We start from the raw sequence: 26,843 nt of genomic DNA on the forward strand, positions 1-26,843 counted from the left end.
TATATTTTAATTGCTATCTAAGATTTCTTGTAGTTCAGATTCTAATTGGTTCACTAGATCTGGATTTTTTTCGCTTATGTTATTTTTTTCTTCAGGATCCGTTATCAAATTGAATAATTGTGGACCTGAATTAAATCCTGGATCTACATATTTATCAGCGATCCATTTTGGTATCGTTGCATTCAGTTTAGGCTTAATATATTTCCATTTACCTTTTCTTAATCCATAAGTATAAGCTTCCTCAAGTAGTACCGTACGCCCTTCATCTGTTTTTCCCAACCAAGCATTCAAGAGCTGTTGACTGTCACGAGCTTCATTTAAATCAAGCTCACATCCCACCAATTCTGCTAAACTCGCATACAAATCAACTTGTGATAACAAAGCTTCAGAATTTGCTGGTTTAATTTTATCTTTCCAATATATAATTGTTGGAACGCGTGTACCTCCTTCATACACTGAATATTTAGATCCGGAATATATACCTGCAGGTTTATGCTTCCCAACTAACGCTCTAGCATAATCAACGTACCCATCATCTAAAATAGGACCATTATCACTGGTAAAAATCAATAGTGTATTTTCAATTAAGCCTTCTTCTTCGAGTTGATTCATAAGCTGACCGACGAACCAGTCCATTTGAGCAATTACATCGCCTCTAGGTCCCATCTCACTACTCTCAATAAATTTTTGGTTCGGTAATCTGGGTTGATGTATGTCATGAAAAGAATAATACAAAAAGAAAGGAGTTTTCTTATTTTTAGTAATAAAGTCTGTGGCCTTATCGTGTAGCACAAAAGGCAGTTTTTCGTCAATCCATAGAGCTTGAGTGCCTCCTTTCATGTACCCAATTCTACTAATACCATTGGTCACAGCTCCCAAATGATAACTATCTGTGAATTGCTTTAAAAGCTCCGGATGATCTTTACCTATTGGATATCCTTCTTCTATTATTGCATCATAGCTTATATAAATAGGATCGTCTTTCTGCAAATTATAAACCCTTTGATTTTCCAAGAAAACAGTAGGAACGCGATCACCGGTTGCAGGTATTAAAAAACTATAATCAAATCCTACTTCAGCAGGACCAGGTGCCACTCTATCATTCCAGTTAACATCCCCCGTACCTAAACCTAAATGCCATTTACCAATCACCCCAGTTGTATATCCTGCTTTCTTTAACATCTTAGGTAAGGTTTCCTTATCAGTGTCAATTATCAATGGAGCATCTCCTTCCAAAATCGCTGCTTTGCGTCTAAATGCATATTCACCAGTAAGCAAACTGTACCTTGAAGGCGTACAAGTAGCTGCAGGGCTATGTGCATCACTAAAATTAATGCCTCCACGAGCTAAAGCATCGACATTTGGGGTTTCTACTCCAATAGCTCCATTTATGCTAAGATCTCCGTAGCCCAAATCATCAATATAAATAAGAACAATGTTTGGTTTTCTCTGAACCGATTGCGCTATACCAACTGCGCATATAAAAGGCAGCAGCCATTGTATTAATCTATTAATAAAAATAATCATATGAGGAATGGATTTTATAGTAAGTTCAGGAAATCAATACAAGCTGCTTGCACTTTATAAGGTACTTGCTTCTTATCTAGAATTTCCTCAACCTCATTTTTAAATAGCGACTTCTTTTTAGCATACAACAAATAATTTATGGTAGTCAAAGTCAATTCGGGTTTGTCTGAAGAAATACTATTGGTTAAGATGGTCAAAACCTTATCATCTTCAACATTATCTAGCAAAGTCGCTGCTAGCGTAATTTTAGCAGGTTGATAGGTTTCAACTAAGGCAGATTGAACCTTTTTAATTTGAGCTTTTGTAAGTATTGCCCTATTTCCATAAAGTCCTAAAGAAGCCCAATATCTTACAAATTGATTACTATGATTTAATGCTTCCAATTTAGATTCTATACTTGATAGATCGTCGTAACCAACTTCAGTTGCAATAGTTAATATCTCATCAATAGGATAGTAATTATAGTCATGTTTTTTATTAAAAGGAGTATCATTTTGTGACAGTTGTTGAAGGGTATACTCCGGCATAAAATTAACATCAATAGATTCCTTAATATTTTGATGTAATAAGGCTCTGAATTCTAGTAATTTGTCTTGATAGGTATTTGACTCATTTAAATTATTTATTTCCCAAATATCGTCTTGTATATCGTACAGAACTTCGGGAGGTCGGGATTTAAACATTTTAGTTTGAATAGAATCTAATCTGCCCAACTGATAATCTTCCCGCATCTGCCGTGTGATTTCTGCTTGCTCAATGTATCTTATATACCTAAGTTCTGGATAGAACGGCATAAAATTTCTAGAGTACATAAATTTTCCGTCGGTGATTGATCGAACTAAATCAATTCCGTTATCAGCTCTATCCGATGCTAGATAAAGATATTCTGGAGCATTTTCCTTTTCCTTACCCAAAAATCTACGTCCATTTAGATGGTCAGGTTTTGATGTACTTGTCAGTCCTAAAATTGTTGGAGCCAAATCTTCAAAAGAAATTAATTCTTCGTTGACAACACCTGTTTTACCATTAGGAGCTAAGTGTTTATACTTTGGAGGAAACCAAACAATAAATGGCACCTTATATCCAGCAGCAATTCCATTAGTTTTCATTCTAGGAAGGCCTTCTCCGTGATCTGCAAAAATAAATATGATAGTATTCTCCATAAGATTATCTTGACGCAGTCGATCTAATATTCGACCCATCTTGAGATCAGTCAACTTGATGGAGTTGTAGACCCGTGCCATTTGCTTCCGCATTTCAGCGCTATTATTAAATATTGGTGGCATTCTAAATGCTGTGTCCGCTATATGATGCTTTACGTGAAGATCAGCAAATTCAGACACTAGACTATTTTCTGAATCTAATTCTTGCAAAGGCTGTCTTGGGTTATCTAGCCTTTTATCTAAACGTTTGGGGTTTTCTGGAAGGTAGTCTAGTACATTTTTCACATACCATTCGTAGGGCATTGACATAGTTCTTGACTGATGTGAATCTGCAATATTAAATACGGAAAAAAATGGTTGATTTTCATTTCGATTCCACCAACCTGCTTGTCCAGAACTATCATCCCAAGCTTCCTCTATAAAAGCTTGTTCATCTTGTACATTATAATCAGTTTTATAGTTATTAGTAACGTAATAACCTGAGTTTTTTAAATAATAAGGAAACCCTTTTATATTATCTGGAATTGCGTAATTACTTCTATGATTGCCTGTTCCCAATTGATAAGTTGGAACTCCAGTTATAATCGAGGTTCTACTTGGAGAACAAACAGTATTAGTTGAAAAAGCATTAATATAGCGTATGCCATTTTCAGCCATTTTATCCATTACTGGCGTTTCAGCATAAGGATCTCCATAACATCCTATAAATTGAGGCGAAGTATCCTCAAAAGTCAACCATAAGATATTAGGCCTGTCTTGGGCTAATGTAAAATTACAATAGACTAGCACAATCAACCACAAGTACTTGCTAGGTTTCAATGACATACGCATTAATTTAAACTAATTGAATTTTACTACACATTAACTTATGCAAATGAGCTGCTAAATGATATTTATCCAGATCAAGAACTATTTTAAAAGCTTCTGTAGCACGCTCATATTGACCTAGACCAAGTGCTCCTAGACCAATTAAATACTGACAATGAATACGATTACGTTGTTGTAAATCTTCTTCCCAAATTAATAAGTCTGGTAACGAAATAGCAAAATAGTCTAGCTTAGCTTGATCTTCCATATGCTCCTCCCCATAATTCAATAGATTATTAAATCGCCTATGTGCATCTTCAATTTGTCCTAACTTTAGCAATGCCAATCCTTGGTAGAAAATTTTATCAGGTTGTTGATCATTATAAAAAATTGCTGGGCTCGGCACACTTAACCCCTCAGCAGCTACTGTCCAAGCATTTTTTGCATCGGCCATCTTGTCAAGAAGATCGTAAGCACAACCTAACCAATAGAAAATATCATTTTCTTGTGCACCAAATAACTTTCCTTCACCTAGATTATGAGGGTAAGATTGAGCTGCCTCCAAATGGGCTATTGCTTTATCAGGATTATTTTGATCTAGTTCCATTTTTGCTAGTTCAACATGAGTATTTATATGTTGAAATGGGACTTTTCCTTCCCCCCCTTCCCAAGGATGAAATTGTCTTAGCTCCAAAAGTTTTAAAGAAGTATAATGTTCACCTTTAAAATTATACAAGCTAATCTTTTCAAGATAAAGATCATCTCGTGAATTGGTAAGGTCTTCATGTAATTCTAAAAAATCTAAACGTTCTTGGACACTAACGTTCATTTTTTTGTAAAGCTGGTCAAGCTCCATCAATAATCTAGCATCCTTTTTGTCTAGTGAAAAAGCGCGTTCTAAATATTCTTTTGCTTTGGTTTTCTGATCCGTTTTATTGTAATATAAAAGAGCAAGATTTCTATAACTTATAGCATTTTCGTCATCTAGCGTAACTGCTTTTTCCCAGCATTCCTGAGCTTCATTATATTGTCTCGAAGCATACCAAAAATTACCCAAATAATAGAGCGCATTAGCGTCCTTTTCATTTGCTTTAAATGCTGCCTGAAGTACAATTATTTCTTCAAGTCTATTGGGGAAACAGTAATCTTTGGGTAAACTTTGTGCATACTTAAAGGTTTTTTCTGCGCGTTCTGATGCACCCAATCGCTCTAGATAATAGCCTTTAAAATATGCGGTCATTGGGTATTGACAACCATTTTGAAGGGAAAGATCAAGTATTTCAATAGCTTCTGTAAATTGACCTGCTTGCGCATAATCAATGGCAAACTCGATATAATTATGCTCATTATTACGTAACAAGTCTTTGAAAATTTCTAAATCGCTTTCCGAACGAGTGATTAGATACTTCTCATATAGAATTCCAAAGTTAAATTGGTCAATTGTCAAAGACTCCTTTATCAATGATTCAGCTTTATCAATTTCACCTAGCTGTCTTAACAAAATAACCTTCAAATGCCTAGCTTTGTGATTATGCCAGTTAGATATTAAAGCTTTATCAACGTGTTCTAAAGCTAATCCTACATCCCCCTTAAAGCAATCGATTTGTGCAATATTGAAATATCCTGCGGCCTGCCAAGCAGCATTCCAACAAGCTTTATAAAAAGCTTCGTAAGCTTCATCCTTTCTACCTAAATAATTTAGGGTAACTCCTTTATTAAAATAGGCTTCACCATCGTAAGGGTTTGGATTCCTAAGGGTTAAAGTATCAATGGCTTTTTCGAAATAGAGTAGGGCTTTTTCGAATTGTGCCTTTTTAAGATACCATAACCCCATTGCATTATTACATCTTATATCACCAGGCTGGCGCTTTAAAGCTTCTAAATAATAGGCCGTAGGATCATATGTTGCGTGGCGATATTGCTCTAGGTGAAGTCCGTTTAAAAATAACTCTTCAACACTATCAATTACGTCTGGTTCTGGAGCTGCTTTTGCTGCTTCAGGAATTTCTCCCTCTACATCATCAGCTGGAGACCAGCTAACTAAACTTATACCTTTTTCAGTTTTAACTGTTAAACGCAGGTTTTGATAATCTGCTCCGTTTTTTTCTACAAGTTTTTCTAAACCATTCGCAGGATCTAAATCCAATACAGTTTCAAAAAGCACTTTCTCGTCGGAAGTAAGCACTACACTCGCCTTGTGATATACTGAAGTTACGTGCACCTTAATTCTGAAGCCGTTTTGCTCTTCTTCTAAATTGATAAGCGCTTCTTTGGAAGCATTTTTTACCACACCTACATTATAATAAGGCATAAAATACTGCTTAAAGCTCTTTTCTTCATACGGCTGAAGCCAAGAAAAATCAGGTTGATTATCGGTATACACACCGCACATCAATTCAATATACGGCCCATCACTATCAGTTAAATTTCGATCCCAGGCCTGTCCAAAATCGCCATTACCCCACGTCCATTGTTTCTTTCCAGGAGAAACATGATGATTAGCTACGTGTAGTAATCCTCCTTTAGAATCGTTTTCATATCCTCCTACAAAATCGTATTTAGATGTTATGGCCATATATGAGGTAGGTACAGGAATATTTTTATAACGAGAAATATCAGTACCTGGTGAGTAATCAACTTTGTAGTATTCTCCTTTAGCGATAGGAAACTCAGAAACATCACGTTTTCCGTGATCAAAAACAGCATTTACATCTGGTGGAAATACAGATTGATAATGATCATTAACTGCTACTGCAGGATTTGCCCACCATAAAAAGGTTTGTGGATGAACTGTACGATTGTAAAGCTGACCTTTAATTTCTATATAGGCTTTATCTGGATGCAGTGTAAAACCCGCCATTCCTTTAGTCCTAAACATACGTTCCAACTCACTCACCCAAACTGTGATGCTACCATCCTTATTTTCTTCGATGAACGAATCGGTAGCTTCATAAGTACTAGGACGGTGGTGTTGTGGCCAGTTAAACTCAATCCCACCGGAAATCCAAGGACCAGTGAGTCCTACTAATGCAGGTTTAATGACATGATTATAGTAAACAAAATCACGTTGTCTAATTTTATCATAAGCGCGCTGTATTCTACCTCCTAAAGCGGGTAATATCATTAACTGTATATAATCATTCTCTATAAATATTACATCCCAATCTTTATCAACCTTTTCATCGCTAATTTTTTCGACTACTGGATGAGGATATACCGCCCCTGTACTAGCTTGATACACTCTTTTTTCTAAAAATACGGGATATTTTTCTGGTGCTCCCACTTCATATGTGGGAATACTAATGGTTTCTCTCCAAGCTTTAACTTTATTCATATCTTATATTTTATCTTCTAACGTGAATATTTCTTTTACTTATAGGTTGTAAATGCTTAGTAGTTGATCGGCTTCAAGTTCAACTTGAGGATCAAATTTGCTTCCAACCATATAACTTTTCAGGCTGTGTAAGAGCTGTTGTGCTTCGACTCTTGAGTTAAGGTTTGTATTCAGATCAATACCGGAAATAAGTAATTTACCTCTACCAACTTTAGCTTCTGTTACTAAGGCTAAGCTTCGATTTTCAAACCAGTCATCTATTACACGCACTATAGGTTTTAACTCAGGATTTAGTTTACTTGTTATTATGACATTGCTGTGACTCATAGCGTCCCACCATTGCCAATTTGAATGAAATTGGGTAGGGAATTTAGCTAACGCAGGATGCTCAGGATCGCATAGAATACCTAAAGTGTGTGGCTTTTGCCCATTGGTCCAAGATGTATTCCAAAAAATACTTGAAAAGCCCACTGCAATATCACCTCCATATTCTGAAGCTATACTGCCTTTAGGTGTGTTTAACAATACTTTCCCTCCCTCTTTTAAAAATTCTAAAGTTTGGGAGTCTAGAAAGTTAACGACCTTGATATCTTCCTTATAGTTTTTAAGATTATTGGGATAAACCCAGATCTCCCAAGAATTAAAATTACCTGCAACCTCTACCCTTAGTTTTAATTGACTTTCTTGTTTAATTTCATCAAGTGCAATTTCAATCTTGCCGAGCTCATATTTATTACCTAGAGGTATTGAGTCTACTAGCTTAAGGGTACCTTTCTTTACAACATCACCTTCGAGTGTTTCTAGTTGCCATTTTGGAGTGACCAATTTGAGAGGTTTAGCACCAAAATGAGCTAATTCTACTGAAGCTTTTAAGGTATCATTATTTTTATATATACGTTTAGGTAGTCTAATCAGGGAAACTGTCGCCCCACTAAAGGATTTAAATTCTTCTGGACTTACATATCCTTTTTCATCCCAAAATGCGTCCAATACCCCCACTAAGGCCGTACCTTGACCAGGAAAATCATGAAGATCCAAAAGTTGAAAACCTGCAAAATCTTTAGTTCTTAATGCCGCTTCTATATCAGCTTTATAACACAAGGTTTGTAACTTACCAGAAGCTAACAATAAACTATCGGAAAGGTGCGCCAGTCCATTTAGAGCAAGTGATTCTTTAAAAATTTCAAAATTTTTAGGTTTTAAATTGCCTTTGTATTTGGAGATTTCTTTGAAATTAGGATATACACACCATTGTCCAATTTCGTGACTCACAACAGGCATTGAAGTTTTTTCAATTAATTCATGATAGTCAAAAGTTGTTTGCGGTGTTTTTGCGTTAATTATACTATTAAGATTCTCATTCCATTGCTGTATTCGAGGCTTCGGTGTATTAAAATAATCTGCATTCTCTATAAAGGGCCACCCGGCAGCACTCGTATACATTTTAGTTGCATCTAATGTTTTCAAATGATCAACGAAATCGATTAGATATTCTTTGTGATTTGCTCCACTCGGTTCATTCCCATACGCCATCATAACAAATGAAGGATGATTACCATAGGTACTTAGAATACTTTCAGCTTCTTTATACAACCATTGATCAATTGGAGCCCCATCACCAATTGTAGTCCAAGCTGAAGCCTCTACCTGTAGGTAAACACCTGCCTCATCCGCTGCTTGAAAAGCTGATTCTGGAGGGCACCACGAATGAAATCGCATATGGTTTAAACCGTGGTTTTTAATAATTTCAAAAATTCTAGACCACGCTGTTTTATCTGTAGGAGGATAACCTGTATTTGGAAAAATTGAACACTCTAAAGTTCCTCTTAAAAAAACGGGTTTACCATTAATCTCAAATCTTGTGTCAACCGCTTTGAAATTGCGCATTCCAAACTTTTCAAATATTTTATGAATTCCTTTTCCTTCACTTAGTGAAACCTCCATAGTATACAGGTTAGGATGAAATTCATCCCATAATTCTGGATGTTCACCCATTGGGTATTCTATTATAAATTTATTTTGCCCAGGTTTTATTTGAAACTCCTTACTTATAGACGCAATATTCTCAACTCCTGTAGTAAACCCTTTAGCCTGAAACCCAAGACTACCATTTTTTTGTTCTTTTGTGGTATTTTGAACAATAACTTCAGCTCTTACACTTTTTTCAACCACATTAGGGAACAAGCGTACATTTTCAATATAAGTTTTAGGTAAGGCTTCCAGTTTTAGATCACCAACTAAACCATTCCAATTACCTTGTGTATTGTCAGATATACTATGCGCATCAAGACCAACATTTATGTCCTTGACCCTATTATCCATTTTCACTGTTAGGGTATGGGGACCAGGCGTAAGAACACCTAACGTATAAGTATGAGGTGTGCCTAAATAATTGCGGTCGCCTATTTTCTTTCCATCGATCCATAGGCTCGAATACCAATGCGCCCGTTCGATACTAAACTGAACAATTTTGCTACTCCAATCTTGTGGAATTTCGATTTCCTTTTGGTACCAGGCTGCACCGTAATATCTTTTATCGGGTTGTAACCAAAAAGATATTTTTAAATTATCTTTCTCACGATATTTTTTATATTTCTCGCTTTTATACCATAGACTATCGTTCCATAAATTTCCAGTCCAATTTGTTTCTAGATTTATAGTATCTCCTTTTCCATTCTCTGACATAGAACCAGGTAGTTCTACTTGATCTTCAAAAAGGTTATTATACCATTGTTCTTGCTCCCCCAAATCGAGAGAATCAATTTTAAAATCCCAAGATCCTGCAAGATTTATTGTGTCATTTTGCTCAATTTGACAAGAAAAATTCAATGACAAACAGATAATTATTAAACAACATTTATAAAAATAGAGTTCGTTATTCCTTACTATCTTAAAGCATACTTCTAATTTTCCCATGAGAAATAATTTTTAAAAATAAGATTAGCTACAAGTCGATGCCCTTTAGAATTTATATGATTATTTTGAGCCATAAACCCTTCAAGATTTAGCTTATTATTCAATTGTTGAAAATATTGATAAGAATCAACTAGTCCTGTACGATATTTTTTTGCTAAAGCTCTAATTAACTCACTATGTAATGCTAATTTGGATTCACTGGATGTAATATCTTCACGTATATCTGGTGTTGGTGTTAACAAAATGACTTTAACATTTTGATCAAGCAATTCAATAATCATTGATTCCCAAGCCTCTTTCGCTTTTTCAAGCCCTAGGCTTCGATCATTTAAAGCATAATCAATAAAAACAACATCTGGATTATGTGATAAAACCTCATCAATTCGTTGAGCACCTTGTTCTGCATGTTCTCCACCTATCGAAGTAGTTATACTATTCACAACTGCATAAGGATAATTATTATTAATATCATTAAGCGTTAAAAAGGGGTATGCTCCAAGTCGATCAACCACTCCTTTAGTTGAATAACCAGAGGGTACAGAATGACCATGAAAAATCAAATTGATTGTTCTATTATGTGGCCACTTAGTTTTCAGCTCTTCCTTTAAATCGTGTAGGTATGTATTATCTGCTATTTGCGCACTCACCATTCCGGTTAAGAGGCTAAAAAATAGAATAATACAGCATCTATTTGCTTTAATCATTTTTCCGATTTATTTACCATTTCTAATTCAATTTCTTCTAGAGTTTTCCCTTTAGTTTCTGGAAGTTTATTTTTTATGAATACGTAGCCTATAATGCAGATAAAGCTATACACCCAAAACGTGCCGTAAGATCCCAAGAGGTCGTTGAGTATAGGGAATGTAAATGTCAAAATGAAAGATGCTATCCAAAGCGAAAACGTTGCAATTGACATGGCTATACCTCTCAACCTATTTGGAAATATTTCTGACAGCACAACCCAAGTAATGGGAGCTAAAGACATAGCATAAATCGCGATCGCAACTATAACCAATAATAATACGGGCCAGCCATTAAAATTAAAATAGTAGGCTCCACCCAATAGCGCGTAAACCATTGCTAACCCAATAGAACCAAACAACATAAGTTTGCGTCTCCCCCAACTATCTACAGTTCGCATAGCTACAAATGTGAAAATTAGGTTTACACTTCCTGTTATGATTATATTGAAAAGCATATCTCCAACGCTATAGCCAGCTGCAGTAAATATCTCTTCTGCATAGTTAAATATTATATTAATCCCACACCACTGCTGAAAAAATGCTAACACCACACCTATAATTAATATTGGTGCAATTCTATTATTAGTAAGTTCCGATAACTTAATACTTTTTGTATTTGTCTCTTTCAGTGTTCCTTTCATATTGGCTAGCTCTTGTTGCGCATACCTATGACCACCTATTGCTTCTAGAACTTTAAAAGCCATTTTTTCTTTTCTAATTTTAGCAAGATAGCGTGGGCTTTTAGGAACAATAAACATTAAAATGAAAAATAATCCTGCAGGAATTAGTTCTGCCCAGAACATCCATCGCCAACCGACTTGACCATTCCAAGACCCTAATATATCACTAGGGGTCATCGAGTTAGGTATAGGTTCTGCAATTAAATAATTTGCAATTTGGGCAGCCAATATTCCAATGACAATTGTTAACTGGTTTACAGCTACAAATTGACCTCTGAATTTTGCAGGAGCAATTTCTGCTATATACATAGGCGATAGTGTAGATGCCAAACCTATTCCTAAACCTCCAATAAGTCTGTAGATTATAAAGGGTTCGAAAGTATTGACATAACCTGTACCAAACGCTGATATTGAAAATAAAGACGCTGAAAGAATTAGTGGATTTTTACGCCCATATTTATCAGCAACAACCCCTGAGAGTACTGCCCCCAAAATACAACCTACTAAGGCGCTACTCATCGCCCACCCTTGCTGAGAAGGCAGTTCACTAATTCCAAAATAGAGTTCATAAAACGGCTTTGCGCCGCCTATCACAACCCAATCATATCCAAACAAAAATCCACCCATTGCTGATACCAGCGCAAGAAATATTAGATATTTAAAATTGAATTTTATACTGCTCATGATGTGAATAAATATTAAAGTGAAAACGTAGTTAGGGTTGTAATACTCCTCGGGGCTAGCGTTATTTCATTATTGACTATTTCTCTTCGTTCAAGATTTTTATCCTTTGACGTTTCAAATGCGTAATTAAAACTAATATCGTCTGAAACTACAAATAGCTTATCAGACTCATCTTTGTAATTAATTGCAACAATTACAACCTTATTAGATTTATCATCTTTGAACGCAGATACCATAAGGTCTTTATATTGTATTTCTAAAGGCTCCTTCAAGTTAGTTTTTAGTTCTACCCTGTGCATTCCTGGCCTCACGAATCTTGCATAGTTCCCTAGGGCCCAAAGCAGTTTTGAGTCGTGAACTATACCATCATATTTTAAAAGTTCTTCATCAAACAAATTATCTGGATCACCAGTATCTAAATAAACCAAACCATCTTTAAAATCTGCGCGGGTAATTGCAGTCCACCACTGCCATGATCTAGCATTGGCCAAAGTAAGATCAGCGTGAATAACTCGAGCGACATAAAGTGCTGTAGGCATTCCTAGATCTCTTTTACTACCTTGTCCTAGTTCATCAGATTTTTCAAGAATACAAAACTCACTTTGCCAATACCCAACGTTATTTTCATTAAGAATACGACTAAGCTCTATTCTTTTTTGAATTAAAGAAGACACAGGCCAAGTAGTAAAGTAACTATGACCAGATACAATACGATTTACGTTAGTTAAACCTCCCAAATAAGTTGACTGAGTGGTGTCTGATTCACTAAAAAATTCAATTATCTGATTGCTTCGTTGAGGCTTCCCATAGCTCTGATATAAAAAACGTAGATCAGCAGCCTCAGGAGTAGTAATCGTAGTATTTAAATGATTATCCTCAATTTTATCATTTAATATTTTTATTAATGACGTAATATTTGCATTTGTAGCAGGCGTGCCTTCTTGAGTTGCTTTTTCCCAATCCCATTGCGGTTCGTTAATTGGACTTAAATAATCAAAAGCAATACCTTCAGATTTAAAATGATTCAATATCTGAATCATAAATTCTGCGTAGTCATCGTAAAACTCGGGCTTTAAATTTAATATGCCGTTCGATGTTGCCGAATAGGCTTTACTATTAAATGACCAAAATACAGGCGGTGCAATAGAAAACGCTAAAAATTTTTCAACCCCAGCCTTTTTCGCTGATCTTAAAAACCACTGTTGCCCTTGTTGCTTAGTCCAGTCATACTCCCCTTTGTCATTCAAAAATGACTCTCCTCTTCTCCATTCATTGTTTATGTCAGAATTTACACCTTGTTCAGATGACCCAGCTCCTATGTAAAAACGCCATAGACTTAAGCCTATACCTAAAGGATTACCATAGTTGTCGACTTTTTGGCTGAATAATAATTCTGCTATACGCTCTCTTTTATTATCAGGCCAATTTTTACCAACAAATTGAGTCCTCCACGCATCGGAAGCTCCAAAGCCATCAATAGGCTGATATTTTTGATAAACATCTAAAGTTAACGTTGTAGTTTGAGCATAATTTATTGAAAATAGATTTACAAAAAATAGAAATACTAAGAACGTTTTGTATGTATTTAAAAGTTTTGTCTTCATATGTTTAGGGTCATAATAATCGCTTCTTAGCTTTTACATCATTAATTTCAACGCGACTTTTATTAAAATCAAGGGATATTTTTACGTGATACTTTTACTCTCATTAATCATTCTATGCTAATTAGATTTTATAGCACGGTAAATGATCCTAATTGCTTGAATTAAACAAGTATTTACCCTTCTACAAATTGAATTATATATTGAATGTATTCACATTCTTATCAATATAATTAGTAGTGTATTACCACTTGACGTAGGTTCTTAACCTTAGTAATAAGTTCTCTCTGGAGTATTTTTGCACGAGTAGCTTATAACAGTTAATTAAATATCCATTTCAAAGATATATCTAATCAAACTTGAATAAAATGGACAGAGTGTCTTATAAAATGGATAATTTTACAATTTTAGGGTAAAACATAATCTGAAAACTTTAGCAACTAAAAAAGTCCTAGTATTACTGCTATTTCAAGCTATATGACAATTATTTAATTTATCGGGATAGAACGGATAGATATAATAAGTTGTATTGAAAACGATGTAGCTATGTGCTAACCGTAAAATTTTACTAAAATAAAAAGGAGGCCTATTCATGTACGACCTCCTTTTAGCAATGCTTTAAAAATTTTTTAAACTATAATCAACCAGACATAATTCTATTCGATTAGTATTAACTTTTAGTACTCGCAGTTAATGTAACAATTGATTTAGAAGGGATTACAATATCGTTAAAATTCACATCTAATTTTTTGAGGTCACTTTGTTGAGAAGTAATGTACATTTTCAAAGAATCTTCATCCAATTGTAAGGCATCAGTTGTTAATTCAAAAGTTACTGATCTATCAAGATCTGTATTGTTAACTATTACCATAACAATATCATTAGTGGTCTCATCTTTAAATCCTGAAATCATAAAATTCTCAACAGCAGAAGAAGCTTCTGAATATTCTGGGTCTTTGATATCAAAACGCACCATTCCAGGTCTCACAAACCTACTATAATTACCTAAAGCCCAAAGCAATTTATTTTCTTGATATGTACCATCAGTATGAGATGGTCCATTACTGTTGGGTGTGTACAAAATAAGATTGAAACGAAAAGGATGATCACCAAATTTAGATTGATTAAAAGCAGTCCAAAAACTCCATCCTGTAGCATCACCATAGACTAAATCTGTATGTATAATACGACTTAACCATAACGCGTAATCTATTTCGTCAAAGGTTGCAATATCCATTCCTTGCTGATAAGCAGCTCCGAGTAAACTATATTCCGTTTGCCAATAATCCAAGTTTTTTTCGGAAGATGCTAGTGCATCACGCAAGGAAGTTCGCTGTGTAAGTGATTGCTCTGTAGTATTATTACTAAAATAGCTATGACCGGCTACATGATTAGATAGATATTCTAAATCCCCTATATAATTGGGACTGTCAGAATTGAAGAACTCATAGATTTGATTTGTAGTATTCTGATTACCTTCATAAAGATATGCTAGTTGAGCAGCTTCAGGTATCATTATTTTTGCATTCAAATCTTTTGCTCTAAAGACATCATTCATAATTCTCGTAACAGCAGCTACTTCACTATTAGTGGCTCGAGTACCAGATTGACTCGCTTCACCCACCTCTGCATTCCATTCGTATTGAGTTTCATTAAATGCACAAACGGTTAAAAAATTATAGCCCTGAGTCTCATAATAATCTAATACATCTGCAAGGAAATTGGCATAATCATCATAAGCCTCTGGATTACAGTTAAAGGTCGGTACTTCTGAAGTACTGAACGTGTATCCATTCTTTGTCATAAAATAAGGGGGAGTGGTAGCCCAAGCTGAGAATTTATTCACACCATATTCTTTAGCTTTTGAAAGAAACCATTGCTCCCCCATTTGTTTGTTAAAATTAAAGTTCCCATCAGGATTTAAATAACATTCTGTCTCTCGAAACCAGGAATTTGCACGAAAACCACTGTTTATTTGATCTGCTGCGCCATCTCCGATAATCGTACGCCATAAGGACAAACCTATACCTTCAGGATTTCCTTGATCGTCCATACTTGTGCTAAATAGCAATTTTGCTATTGGTTCTTTAGTAGCCTCTGGCCATTTTCCAATCCATTGATCTTGAAAACCACCAGAGGCTCCAAAATGATCAATCGTTTGGTAAGTTTGGTCAAGATTTAAGGTAATACTTTGAATTTCAGAATCGAATTTAGTATCATTTGGATCTGTGAAATTATCCTTCTCACAACCAGTCCAAAGTAGTACAAATAGAAGAATTAATGTTAATTGAATATTTCGTACGGTATACATAATTTTATTGTTATTTTTTCAATTAGTCAATTACATCTACTACTAGTTTATATATACAGTAATTGCTATTTTCATTTACGTTAAACATTATTGTTTTACCATCGATATAAAATGGAAAATTATCGATTGAATTCATTGGAATAGCATCGGCAGTATCTTCTAAATTCCCTGGTTGCCACATTTGAACAGACACTACCTCAGATATATTTTTCTTAATATCTAAGGTCACTGTGGTATAAGGTTCTTCCATTCCAGTAATATAAATCACAATATTACCGTCTTTATTACTTGCAGCCGCACCTCTAACATCCCCGTCTACTACACCTAAGACCTCTCCATTGAAGTCAGTAGCCATATCCTTGAAAAGTTGTGCAGTTGGATACGTTAATGTAAGTTGAAAATTAAATAACCCTAAACCAGGTATTGCGGGATTCGTAGGAGGCCAAAAAGCTGCCTCATCTGCTTCTGCAAGTGCATGCTCATAAATTTGTTCTACAAGTAAATTGGCTCCTTGAGCATAAACTTTTCCGTTATTATATGCTTTTGCTGGAGCCCATTCAGACAATGACAGATAAGTTTTACCTAAGTTAGCTTGACAATCGTCTATCTTTTTTTGTAAATCACGAATGTTATGCGTTTCAGAATCATAACCTGTATATATGTGCAGCGCCATTCCATCTATGTCATCTAAGTTTGGGCCAAATACATCACGAATAAGAGCAAACTCTTGAGGCTCAGTATAATCTCCATTCACCAAAATCTTGAAAGGTGCTTCAGGAAATTTATTTCTTAAGTGGAGAGCAAGTCGCTTAGCGATTTCTGTATATTTGAGTAATTTATCTTCTCGTTCTACATTTTGCCCCGCAAATTGAAGCCACCACTCATTACCTATTTCTACACTTAGAATATTATCAGCCCCAGTTAATTCAACCGCTTCTTCGGCTTCAAGTTTTAATTTCTCAATGGCATCCTCCCATGAAGCTGAGTAAACCGTTTCTAACATTGCCAAACGAATAGGTATTACTATACTTATCGCATTAGGGTTGGATTGTTTAATTGCTGAAATATCTGCACCTGGAATATCCGGTTTATTAGGCCAATCTGGAGTTCTATTTTCGCTCCAGTCATAATATTCTGATTCAAAGCCTCCCGGAAATCTAATAAGCTTGTAATTGATTTCTTCTAAAGCAGATTGAAAAGAAGTGTACATTGAACCAGTAATTCTTCTCCAGTCGTTGTTTACTCCATAGATTTCAGGTTTTATAGGTTTTGGGTCAGAATAATCAATAGATAACTGGGTTAATTTTGATGAAGTTGCGAAATATGGGCCTAAGGTATCTTCATCAATTTCTTCAGACAAATCTTCTATTTGCTGATATTTAAAATCATTAGAGTCTGTAAAATTATCGCGATCACATCCAACAATTGAGAAAACTGCGGAAAAACATCCTGTTATCACTATACTTTTTAACCTGCTTTTCATATTACCTAGCCAATTATTAATACCCAGGATTCTGAGTTATGTTACCTCTTGATAATTGAATTTCTTCAGGTGGTATTGGCCAAAGCATATGAACATTTACATCAAACAAAGCTCCTTTGTTTTGTGGCTCTCCAAGGTTTGTGGTTTCAAAAGAATCCGTACTTACTTCAGTATTATATTTAACAAAGGTACCATTAGGCCCTAATATGGAAGCAATACGTGGTTCGCCATTGAGTTTTTGACGACGCAAATCAAATAGTCTTTGTTGTTCCAGAGCTAGTTCAAGTCTTCTTTCCTTCCATATGGCATCTCTTAATGCATTTCCAGATAGAGATCTATCGGTTTCCAAATTTACTCGATCACGAACTTGCTCTAAAGAATTTAAAGCTGCGTTTTCATCGCCAGAAAAATATGATGCTTCTGAATGAATAAGGAGTAAATCTGCATATCTAAAACGTATTACAGGTAATGGATGTTGACCACGAACATAAGGCACTTCTCGTTTAGCAAGTGGTATATAAGCTTTTCTACTTACTCGACCTGATTTATTCCTATCAGGCGCTGCATCATAAGATGTGTTATCCGGATCACCATATACTGGTTCCCCGTGTTTTATGATTGTAGATCTCAATCGTATTTCATCCCCTTCTGATAAATAAGCATTTTCTAAATCACTCGTTGGCATGCACCATCCAAATCCTTGATCAGCGCGACTTCCAGCAGTTGTACTTATATGTCCTCCTATATTGGCAAAAGTGGGATTTGTAATCATATCAACTTCAAATATTGATTCCACACCATGGTGATTGTCAACACTAAAAATATCTTCAAAACGTGGCTCGAGTTGATACTCAGATAAATCAATAACTTTTTGGGCAGTAGCTTGAGCAAGCTCCCATTTTTCTCTATACAGATAGGTTTTAGCCAATAGCATTAGCCCAGCACCTTTAGTAATTCTACCTAAATCAGATGGTGCATACTCGCTTTTCCTAGGTAAATCTTCTATAGCAAGTAATAAATCTTCTTCTACGAAATCATAAACTTCATCTACGGTTGATCTGACCTTATCATTTATTTCAGGCTCTAATAACTCTGTATATGTTGTCACGATAGGAACTCCTCCATAGTTTCTTACAAGATCATAGTAATACCATGCTCTCAAGAATCTAGCCTCCGCAAGTAGACGGGCTTTAAGTTCCTCTTCCATTTCTACTTCTGGGATACGCTCTAGTGCTATATTTGCTCTAGTAATTCCAATATATGTATTCTCCCAAAATGCATTTATATAAAAAGATCCTGCAAATACATTATAAGCTGCTATTCCTGATATATCCGGACGTGGTTGTTCTGTATTTCCTGCCCAATTATCATCTGTAGACATTTCACAGATTTGTCTAAAAAACTCGATTTGAAACCAACTCTCTCCATTTACTTTTGCATAAACAGAATTTACGAATAGCTCTGCATTTTCAGGTGATGAAAAGAAATCGTCTAACTGTTGCCTTCCTCGTAAGGGTTGATCCAAAAATTCTTCTTTACTGCAACTTGTTGCTAAAAAAGTAAGTATCAATCCTAAAAATAAAATTATATTTTTCATATCTTAAAAAGTTAAATTAAAGCCTAGTAGGTACGTTCTTGTAACTGGAAATCTTGCGTAATCAACACCAAAGTCATTTATAATATCTCCTCCAGCTCCGACTTCTGGATCAAACCCAGAATACTTAGTTAGAGTCAAAAGGTTTTGGCCTGAAATATAAATTCTAGCCTTCTGCAAGCCTTTAACATTAAGGTTATATCCTAATTGAACGTTACGTAATCTTAGATAAGACGCATCTTCAATGAATAGACTTGATGGTCGCTGATAATTACCATTTCTATCTAATAAGGTAAGTCTAGGAAATTCAGCATTTGGATTATCGCTCGTCCATACGCGACCTAAAGTGCCAGAAGCAATATTTACATCTTGAGTACCAGCATTTATAAAAGTTCTTGTATAATTAAAAACTTCATTTCCTAAAGTACCATACCACTGCATTGAGAAATCAACATTTTTGTACTTTAAATTGGTGGAAAACCCTCCATAAAAATCAGGAAACGGGTTACCTATTGTAGTTAAATCATCATCATTTAGAATACCATCTCCATTAATATCTACAAATTTTAAGTCACCTGGTTGGGCATCTGGTTGTATTAATTGACCTGTTTCGGAAGAGTGACTATTTATTTCTGTTTGATTTTGAAAAATCCCATCTGTTTCAAAGCCATAAAACAAGCCTACGAGCTCTCCTAGTTCGGTGATTTTTATAAATCTATTTCCCAAATCCGAACGATTCTGCCCAAACAGTTGTTCATTCCCCGGTGCTAGTGCTACTGCCCTACTTTCATTAGTAGAAACATTTAGATCTAACCCTAATTCAAAATCACCTAGAGCCTTTGTATATCCAATTTGAATGTCCCATCCTTTAGATTTAAAGCTACCTACATTTTGTGCAACGCGTCCTGGGATTCCTGTATAGTTAGGCAACTCAACGTTAAACAATAAGTCTTTTGACGTTTTTTCGTAATACTCTATTGTAAAGTCAAGTGCATTATTAAATAGAGCTGCTGTAATACCAAAGTTCTTATCCTCTACCGTTTCCCATTTTAAGTTCGGATTTCCGAATTGTGATAAGAAATTAGTAACCACCCGTTCTCCTCCAAAAACGTAGTTTCCTGTTCCTATTGCAAAAAATTGTCCATTGCGGTTAATATTTTGATTCCCAATTTGACCATACCCAGCTTTAAGTCTTAGATTATTTATAAAGTCTACATCAAAAAATGACTCTGAATCGATATCCCAAGCAACTGAAACACTTGGAAAAACACCTAATCTATTTCCTTTAGCAAATTTTGACGATTCATCTGCTCTTAAAGTACCCGTAAAAAAATAGCGGTTATCATAACTATAAATACCTCTGAAAATTCCAGAAAAAATAGTTTCAACTGCTTCATTCCCTCCTACAGAAATTCCTTCTCCTGTAGCAGCGTCAAGATATCTTAGGTCAGGATTTTCATCACTAGGAATATCTTCTCTAAAGGCCGATACATAATTAAATTTCTGAGAGTCAAAAAGAACTCCACCTAAAAGGTTTATGTAATGCTTGTTAAAAGTTTGGGTATAGTTAATTGTATTATTGAACACATAATCAAAATTTTCATTTACCCTCCTAGAGATATTGTTTATCTCCTGCTGTTGATTAGGAGTTGTAAAATACGTTGGGTTAAAAATATCTTGAGTGGACTTATTGATATTCAATCCTAACTGAGAGTTAAATGTTAAAGCATCAGTGATTTCGTAATTAAGTTGAGTATTAGAAATCAGCGCAAAAAATTTCGTTTCATTAAAAAGCCTAGCGACATTTCCAACCGGATTAGGCACTTGATTATTACTTGGTGCATAAATACTGAATATATTACCTGTTCTTTCTTCTTGGGGTAAATACACCTCGGTCAGTGGGTCTATTCTCAAAATACTATAAAGAAGATTGGGCGTATTCCCAAAATTTTCCAGTCTAGGATTTAAATCTTGCTTTAAGGTCACCTTATCCGAAAGCTTAAAGTCTGTATTAAATCGGGCTGTGATCTTTTCATAATTACCTTTACTGTAATTAGAATCTTGATTAAAATAACTCATACTAGCTGAGAATTTTGCGTTCTCAGAACCTCCACTTGCTCTTATATTTAAATTAGTAACAGGAGCAAAATTTTCAATAGTTTCATCCCACCAATCAGTATCAGCTGTGAAATCCTCAGCATTATATAATGGTGCACTACCATCATTAGTTCGTCTTAGATTCATGACTTGAATGTACTCTTCGGCATTTGCAAGCTCAATCTTCTCTAATCTTTGATATCCTTGCGAAAAATCAACATTAATGCTAGCCTTTCCCTGTTTTCCTCTTTTTGTTGTTATAAGCACTACCCCATTGGAAGCTCGCGACCCATAAATTGCTGAAGCCGAAGCATCTTTTAAGATTTGGAAATTTTTAATATCTGCAGGGTTTAAAAAATTTAAAGATGTACCTTGAGGTTGGGGCACACCATCTAAAACTATGAGTGGAGAAGTCCCGTTGTTTGACGTAACCCCTCGAATTAAAATTTGCGGAGATGCTCCCGGATTTCCACCTCCCGAAAGAACTTGTACTCCTGCAGCCTTTCCTTGCAAACTTTCTGCTGGGTTACTGGCAACGATTTTAGTCAACTCTTCTCCTTCAACTGTTGATATAGAACTGCTAACCTTATCCCTATCTACAGCACCATATCCTATAACTACTACTTCTTCTAATGATTCTTGATCGCCTTTTAGTATAACATTTATTACGGATTGTGAATCAACTGAAATCTCTTGTTTTTGAAAGCCTAAATAGCTAAAAACCAGTATGGCATTTTCATTAACTTCAATCGTAAAATTCCCATCAAAGTCGCTTACAGTTCCATTATTCGTCCCTTTTTCGATGACATTCACTCCTGGTAGTATTGTTCCTTGATCATCTTTGATTATTCCGGTGACTTGAGACTGACTGTAAATTACAGGTGCTACTAAGAATAGAAGCGTATTGAAAAAAGTCTTAAAAATTTTCATATCGTAAAGTATTTATCTAACATTAGGACAGCATCATTCACCCCCACTGTTAGTGATGTCTATATATTTATTACAGTGATTTATTCTGATTTTTTAGCAATGGTAAAGGTGTTCAGAAAAATATCAACCACTACAGTATATTCCCCTTCATATTGAGTAGTAAAAGCGCAATTATTTCCACCTTGAGGTACTAATGCATTAGCAGATTCAATAGCTCCACTATTCAATCTCCAGAAAATGCTATAATTTACTTGGTTACCAATAAAGATAAATTGTCCAGACTCTTCATTAAATTCTAAATCTCCTGAATATCTATATTGAAAATCTGGATTAATATTGAGTGACGCTGAGCTATTCGCAGGATTAAATCTTGTAATATCAACACCATTAACTTTAAGACCTGAACCTGTTATATATACCCCTGTAAAACCTGAATTCACATTCTCAGGCGAGGTCGCAGCAATTGGGGTCACTTTATAGGAAAGATCTCTCAGGTCCATTGAAATATTATAATAGCCTTTTTCTTCAAGGATAATTGGGGTGAGGTTACTATCTGCTCCTATTATAAGCTCCCCCTCCTCTTCAGGATTAGCTCCAAAACTAAAAGGTCCAAAACCGGATTTTTGCGCTACAAAATAAACTCCTGTATTATCTTCTTCAGCCAAATAATCAATACTAAAGACGTATCCCTGTTCATTTGCAGAAGTACTCCCCTGAGCCGGGTACGGATAACCCGTTAAAGCTGTGTTGAAAGAAATCCTTTCTGAATCATCAGCTAAATACATATCAATAAAATTAAGATCCTCTACTACATTAATAGTTGTTGAAGTGGTAGTAGTATTTCCTGCGGCATCACTTAGGGTAAAGACAAATTCATAAATGGCCGCATCTTCAATGTTGAGAGACTTATTATAAGTAAAAGAAGAGCCTGTTAAGTCAATTGTTTCATTTAATACATCACTTTCAATCTTAAGCTTAGCCAAACTTTTATTATCTGTTAGATTAAGCTCAAACATTATCTCATTTCCTTCTCCAATTTGTACTGTTGCATTGTCATCTGGACTCTGAATTGTCAATACAGGGTTTTCGAAATCCGCATCCAACGAGATTTCAATTATCTGTCGTGTGATAATTCCACCTGAATTTTCAGCAATTAACTCTAAAGCGTGAGAAGTACCTTCTTCCTCATCCTCCGGAATTTGAAATGCATAATTTAATTCATAGGTTTCAGGTAGAGAATCCTTAACAATAGTTTTATCTAGAAACCAAGGCTCATACAATAATCTTATAGATTTTATTCCAGCTTGATCTTCTATTCTGCTTTGCAGATTAACCATTAGTCCCGGTAATGATGATATTTTTTCTCCGGTGTCGAAAAATTCAGGAGCTGAATCGACTTGAACGATATCATCTTCTTGACAACTCGTAAAAAGGGCACTAAGTAAAAGTGACGCTATACAAATTAGGTAATTAAATTTTCTCAAAATGAATCAATTTTAATTTATGAAAGTCTTTAGTTTGGTTTTAAACAATACGGCATCAAAAGTTTTACCTTAACCTTAAACGTTTGCGAAGTAGTTAAGAAAAACTTATAAAATGGATTAAACAATAATTACAAAAACAAATATATCGTTTTCGCTAACTCATAAAAATGGAAGACTTTCGCCTTTTAATAGATTATTTTACGATTATTAATTTATTAAGAAGTTCATTAAACTTCATAAAAGCTTTACACTTTAAGTGTTTGTAATACACTAATAAGACAACCCGTGTATGTTAGATTTATGTGACACTTTTAGTAATTTTAATCTTAAATAGGACAGTAAATGGAAATTTCTAAGGAACATAAAAAAATTAAAGATGGATTTTTAGGTCAACGTATGACCACTATGCCACCAAATGTTTTGAACGATATTATTGAAAATCCTATGATTGCTGAATTTTACATTACAGCCATAGGATATTATCCCAAAGCTATATATCATGATAGGAAGCGAAAGTATGGGAGTAATGAGTATATATTATTATATTGTGTAGAAGGATCGGGTTCTATCAATACGGATGGAAAAAAATACGAAATTACCGCCAACACATATTTTATACTCCCCCCAAACATTTCTCATCATTACCAAAGTTCATCAAAAACACCTTGGACCATCTATTGGTGCCATTTTTTAGGCAGAAAAGCAACATATTTATATGAGTATTATAAAGCTAGTTTTAAGAATATCGTTCCTTCAATAGCTCGTAGCGAATTAAGAAATAAAGATTTTTTTAAAATCATAGATTTACTTGAAACTGATTATTCAAATCCTAATTTAGAATATGCTAATATTTCATTTTTATCACTTTTGGCTAAGATGATTTATCATCGATCAATTAATGCTCTTGATAAAAAAAGTGATATCATTTCAAATTCAATAGAGTATTTAAATAATAACATTTCTAAAACATTCAAAGTTTCTGATATAGCCAAACAACAAAATTTATCAGTATCGAGATTTACAGAATTATTCAAACTAAAAACAGGCTATTCACCTGTTCAATATTTCAACAAATTAAAAATCCAAAAATCCTGTCAGTATCTATACTTCACGGATTTGAGTATGAAGGAAATTTGTGAAAAGATTGGATATGATGATCCATATTATTATTCCCGAGCGTTTAAAAAATTAATGGGGATGCCTCCATCTCACTACAGAAAGGAATATTCAATTCGAAATAATAAAAAAGTATAAGAACTGCTGAAAGTTCCCATATTTTTAAACAGCACAGAGCTTTTTAAAATATATAAATGATAACTCTGTTTGAAATTTTAATACGTGCCTTGCAGATTAATAAATCCTTGATTATAATAATTCAGTAATATCCATTGGAAATTGACCAACTCCTTTATTTAAGTACCATTATTGATAGATAAATTGAGCTATTTTCAATTTTTAATGTACTGGTCGTGTGACTTGTCAACCACGAAGTTGTGAGGTCTGAACCCAGTGTTGTCATTCATTTAAATATGGAACTCTTCGTAAGCATCTTCCAAAGAGGAAATTCGGTTTGGATTTAAATATTTATATCTAAAAGATCTAATGCAACTTTCTTTAAATTTTCATCAGTGGTTTTTCCAGTTCTTGAGTAGTCTAATTTCACATTTGTTTTTCAAGCACTTTGAGCAAACACTTAACTGATTAATTCAGTTTCGAGGTCAATCTTATATTTGAAGATAAACTATCGCACTAAAAACTCTATTATTTATCATCCGAATAACATCACTCCCATTAAAAGATTTTCCTGCACATATAGACTAACATCTAGGCAATACTATACGCTCCAACTGTAAAGCTCGGAAACGCCTTCTAGCAAAGTATAGCGATGTTTCTTAAGGCATTTTCGAAAGTATACAAGGAAAGTTTAAAAATTGTGAAGGAGAATTAAATACCCAGAAATGATTTAATAAGTGATGCTAGTATTAAACTAAATCAATCGTAAATCACTCAGCCTAATTATTAAATTTCTTAGACACAATATATTGTTCAATATTAGCTCTTTAAAAGTTTTGCATATGTACATCAAAAATACTTACTCAAACTCATCCTATGAGGAATAGGAAAAACGGAGTTCGTCTCAAATTCTGTTTTTCAGAAAAACTAAAAAGCAAAACATCAGACAATACGTAAATGCCCATTGTCCTTATAAGTTTTACTTTTAGTTGATGTTCTATTAGTCTGCTTAAGTTTAGATCTAAGACTACTCATATCTTTACTTATTTTTTGCTCTACGACTCGAGCATATTTTTGAGTGGTAGAAAGTTTAGTGTGACCAAGCATTTTTGAGACCGTCTCAATAGGAACATCGTTGAGTAAAGTCACTGTGGTTGCAAAAGTATGTCTGGCTACGTGGAAAGTGAGGTTTTTCTCAATCTTACATAGTTTCGCAATTTCCTTTAAATACTTATTGATTTTCTGATCACTGAATACAGGTAGTAACTTATTCGTATGCACATCCTGTGAAACTTCTTGATACTTTTCCAAAATTCGCTTAGCCTGCTCCAATAGAGGCAATTTTACTGGAGTTTTGGACTTCTGTCGTCGCCCCATTATCCAGTCTTCTTTATCGATACCGTTTACGATATCACCAGTTTTCAAGTTTTTAACTTCTATATAGCATAATCCGGTATAACAAGAGAAAACAAACACATCGCGAACAATACTCAAACTATCATCAGTAAGGGTTATTGATGAAATAGTTTTAAGCTCATTCTCTTCGAGAAACGGACAGTCGAAATCCTCGTATTTCAACTGGTACAATGCAAAAGGGTTAGATTTTATCCAACGATGCTTTAAGGCTAAGGTGGTGAATTTCTTTAGGCGCTCCAAGTGTTTCATCCTACCATTATTATTAAGTGGCTGCGCTTTTTTAAGCGTTTTGCAGTCTCTAAGGTAATCTTCAAATTTTACAATGAATGTATAATCAATCTGTGACAGATAAATATCATCACACTTATATTCAGATTTTACAAATCGTAAAATATATTTCTCTGTAGCAGCATAATTCTTAGCTGTTCCTGGAGCTAATTTTTTTAAATCATTTTCGGTATGGTATTGAATAAGATCCCTTATTGTAGATACAGGTCTATCCTTTCCAGTACATCTTAGCTTAACTGCCTTGGCACTTATTGGAACTCCTTCATTTCGGAGTTCTCTATATGCCTTCTTGATCTCAGAATAGATAGCATCCAATTCGTCATTGATACGTCGAGCGTCTTTGATGCGTTTTCCAACCCTGCTGGACTTATCGCACCAGTTTTGTTCTAAAACATTTTGTTTTGTACTTAAATCTACTCTACTGGCACTTCCAATGGAGATACGAGCATAGATTGGAAATGTTCCATCTTTTCGAACTGAACTTTTTTTCAGCCAAAAATGAACATTTAAAGTGTGTGAAGTAATCATAACTTTCGTTTAAATTAAAAAATT

Annotated in this window: 14 protein-coding genes; 1 reads left to right on the forward strand and 13 read right to left on the reverse strand. The window is 34.7% G+C overall.

From position 1 onward, the window contains the following. Positions 1–6: 6 nt before the first annotated feature. The 12 genes from HCN54_RS12410 to HCN54_RS12465 form a co-directional block, all read right to left on the reverse strand. Positions 7–1,527: a sulfatase family protein gene (locus HCN54_RS12410; RefSeq protein WP_167598043.1), complete on the reverse strand. Its 1,521-nt coding sequence runs from the start codon at positions 1,525–1,527 to the stop codon at positions 7–9. A 14-nt stretch (positions 1,528–1,541) separates the two neighbouring features. Beyond that, a complete protein-coding gene (locus HCN54_RS12415) occupies positions 1,542–3,515 on the reverse strand; it encodes a sulfatase (protein ID WP_167598044.1) in 1,974 nt (657 codons plus the stop codon). 10 nt (positions 3,516–3,525) lie between these two features. Continuing rightward, the gene (locus HCN54_RS12420) at positions 3,526–6,831 is read right to left on the reverse strand and encodes a DUF5107 domain-containing protein (RefSeq protein ID WP_167598045.1); all 3,306 of its coding nucleotides are present in this window, start codon (positions 6,829–6,831) and stop codon (positions 3,526–3,528) included. Between the two features lie 39 nt (positions 6,832–6,870). Then, positions 6,871–9,747: a glycoside hydrolase family 2 TIM barrel-domain containing protein gene (locus HCN54_RS12425; protein WP_167598046.1), complete on the reverse strand. Its 2,877-nt coding sequence runs from the start codon at positions 9,745–9,747 to the stop codon at positions 6,871–6,873. After that, positions 9,735–10,451 carry an SGNH/GDSL hydrolase family protein gene (locus tag HCN54_RS12430; RefSeq protein WP_167598047.1) on the reverse strand — a complete coding sequence of 239 codons (717 nt, stop codon included), beginning with the start codon at positions 10,449–10,451 and terminating at the stop codon, positions 9,735–9,737. Before HCN54_RS12430 ends, HCN54_RS12425 begins: the two co-directional genes overlap by 13 nt. Further along, the gene (locus tag HCN54_RS12435) at positions 10,448–11,854 is read right to left on the reverse strand and encodes a sugar porter family MFS transporter (RefSeq protein ID WP_167598048.1); all 1,407 of its coding nucleotides are present in this window, start codon (positions 11,852–11,854) and stop codon (positions 10,448–10,450) included. The genes HCN54_RS12430 and HCN54_RS12435 overlap by 4 nt, the downstream gene beginning before the upstream one ends. A 14-nt stretch (positions 11,855–11,868) precedes the next feature. Beyond that, positions 11,869–13,458, reverse strand: coding sequence for a glycoside hydrolase (locus HCN54_RS12440; protein WP_167598049.1), 1,590 nt, complete (start codon positions 13,456–13,458; stop codon positions 11,869–11,871). A 667-nt stretch (positions 13,459–14,125) separates the two neighbouring features. Next, the gene (locus tag HCN54_RS12445; RefSeq protein ID WP_167598050.1) at positions 14,126–15,766 is read right to left on the reverse strand and encodes a glycoside hydrolase; all 1,641 of its coding nucleotides are present in this window, start codon (positions 15,764–15,766) and stop codon (positions 14,126–14,128) included. A gap of 22 nt (positions 15,767–15,788) precedes the next feature. After that, entirely contained in the window at positions 15,789–17,249 is a 1,461-nt protein-coding gene (locus tag HCN54_RS12450) for a hypothetical protein (RefSeq protein ID WP_167598051.1), read from the reverse strand. A 16-nt stretch (positions 17,250–17,265) separates the two neighbouring features. Next, positions 17,266–18,846 (reverse strand): RagB/SusD family nutrient uptake outer membrane protein, encoded by a 1,581-nt coding sequence (locus tag HCN54_RS12455; RefSeq protein WP_167598052.1) that lies wholly within the window; start codon positions 18,844–18,846, stop codon positions 17,266–17,268. A gap of 3 nt (positions 18,847–18,849) precedes the next feature. Beyond that, positions 18,850–21,870 (reverse strand): SusC/RagA family TonB-linked outer membrane protein, encoded by a 3,021-nt coding sequence (locus HCN54_RS12460; RefSeq protein WP_167598053.1) that lies wholly within the window; start codon positions 21,868–21,870, stop codon positions 18,850–18,852. 80 nt (positions 21,871–21,950) lie between these two features. After that, the gene (locus tag HCN54_RS12465) at positions 21,951–23,354 is read right to left on the reverse strand and encodes a hypothetical protein (protein ID WP_167598054.1); all 1,404 of its coding nucleotides are present in this window, start codon (positions 23,352–23,354) and stop codon (positions 21,951–21,953) included. Between the two features lie 342 nt (positions 23,355–23,696). Here HCN54_RS12465 and HCN54_RS12470 point away from each other — a divergent pair, with 342 nt between their 5' ends. Beyond that, positions 23,697–24,608 (forward strand): AraC family transcriptional regulator, encoded by a 912-nt coding sequence (locus HCN54_RS12470; protein ID WP_167598055.1) that lies wholly within the window; start codon positions 23,697–23,699, stop codon positions 24,606–24,608. A gap of 921 nt (positions 24,609–25,529) precedes the next feature. Here the strand turns inward: HCN54_RS12470 and HCN54_RS12475 are convergent. Then, the gene (locus HCN54_RS12475; RefSeq protein WP_167598056.1) at positions 25,530–26,819 is read right to left on the reverse strand and encodes a site-specific integrase; all 1,290 of its coding nucleotides are present in this window, start codon (positions 26,817–26,819) and stop codon (positions 25,530–25,532) included. Between the last annotated feature and the right edge of the window lie 24 nt (positions 26,820–26,843).

Origin of the sequence: Leeuwenhoekiella sp. ZYFB001 (assembly GCF_011784865.1) — a bacterium.
GTDB classification, from domain to species: Bacteria; Bacteroidota; Bacteroidia; order Flavobacteriales; family Flavobacteriaceae; genus Leeuwenhoekiella; species Leeuwenhoekiella palythoae.

Excerpts from the sequence above, each read along its gene's own strand:
- HCN54_RS12470 (WP_167598055.1), top strand. The coding sequence starts at position 23,697 with ATGGAAATTTCTAAGGAACATAAAAAAATTAAAGATGGATTTTTAGGT.
- HCN54_RS12455 (WP_167598052.1), bottom strand. The coding sequence starts at position 18,846 with ATGAAAAATATAATTTTATTTTTAGGATTGATACTTACTTTTTTAGCA.
- HCN54_RS12425 (WP_167598046.1), bottom strand. The coding sequence starts at position 9,747 with ATGGGAAAATTAGAAGTATGCTTTAAGATAGTAAGGAATAACGAACTC.
- HCN54_RS12435 (WP_167598048.1), bottom strand. The coding sequence starts at position 11,854 with ATGAGCAGTATAAAATTCAATTTTAAATATCTAATATTTCTTGCGCTG.
- HCN54_RS12420 (WP_167598045.1), bottom strand. The coding sequence starts at position 6,831 with ATGAATAAAGTTAAAGCTTGGAGAGAAACCATTAGTATTCCCACATAT.
- HCN54_RS12445 (WP_167598050.1), bottom strand. The coding sequence starts at position 15,766 with ATGTATACCGTACGAAATATTCAATTAACATTAATTCTTCTATTTGTA.
- HCN54_RS12430 (WP_167598047.1), bottom strand. The coding sequence starts at position 10,451 with ATGATTAAAGCAAATAGATGCTGTATTATTCTATTTTTTAGCCTCTTA.
- HCN54_RS12410 (WP_167598043.1), bottom strand. The coding sequence starts at position 1,527 with ATGATTATTTTTATTAATAGATTAATACAATGGCTGCTGCCTTTTATA.
- HCN54_RS12475 (WP_167598056.1), bottom strand. The coding sequence starts at position 26,819 with ATGATTACTTCACACACTTTAAATGTTCATTTTTGGCTGAAAAAAAGT.
- HCN54_RS12450 (WP_167598051.1), bottom strand. The coding sequence starts at position 17,249 with ATGAAAAGCAGGTTAAAAAGTATAGTGATAACAGGATGTTTTTCCGCA.
- HCN54_RS12415 (WP_167598044.1), bottom strand. The coding sequence starts at position 3,515 with ATGTCATTGAAACCTAGCAAGTACTTGTGGTTGATTGTGCTAGTCTAT.
- HCN54_RS12460 (WP_167598053.1), bottom strand. The coding sequence starts at position 21,870 with ATGAAAATTTTTAAGACTTTTTTCAATACGCTTCTATTCTTAGTAGCA.
- HCN54_RS12440 (WP_167598049.1), bottom strand. The coding sequence starts at position 13,458 with ATGAAGACAAAACTTTTAAATACATACAAAACGTTCTTAGTATTTCTA.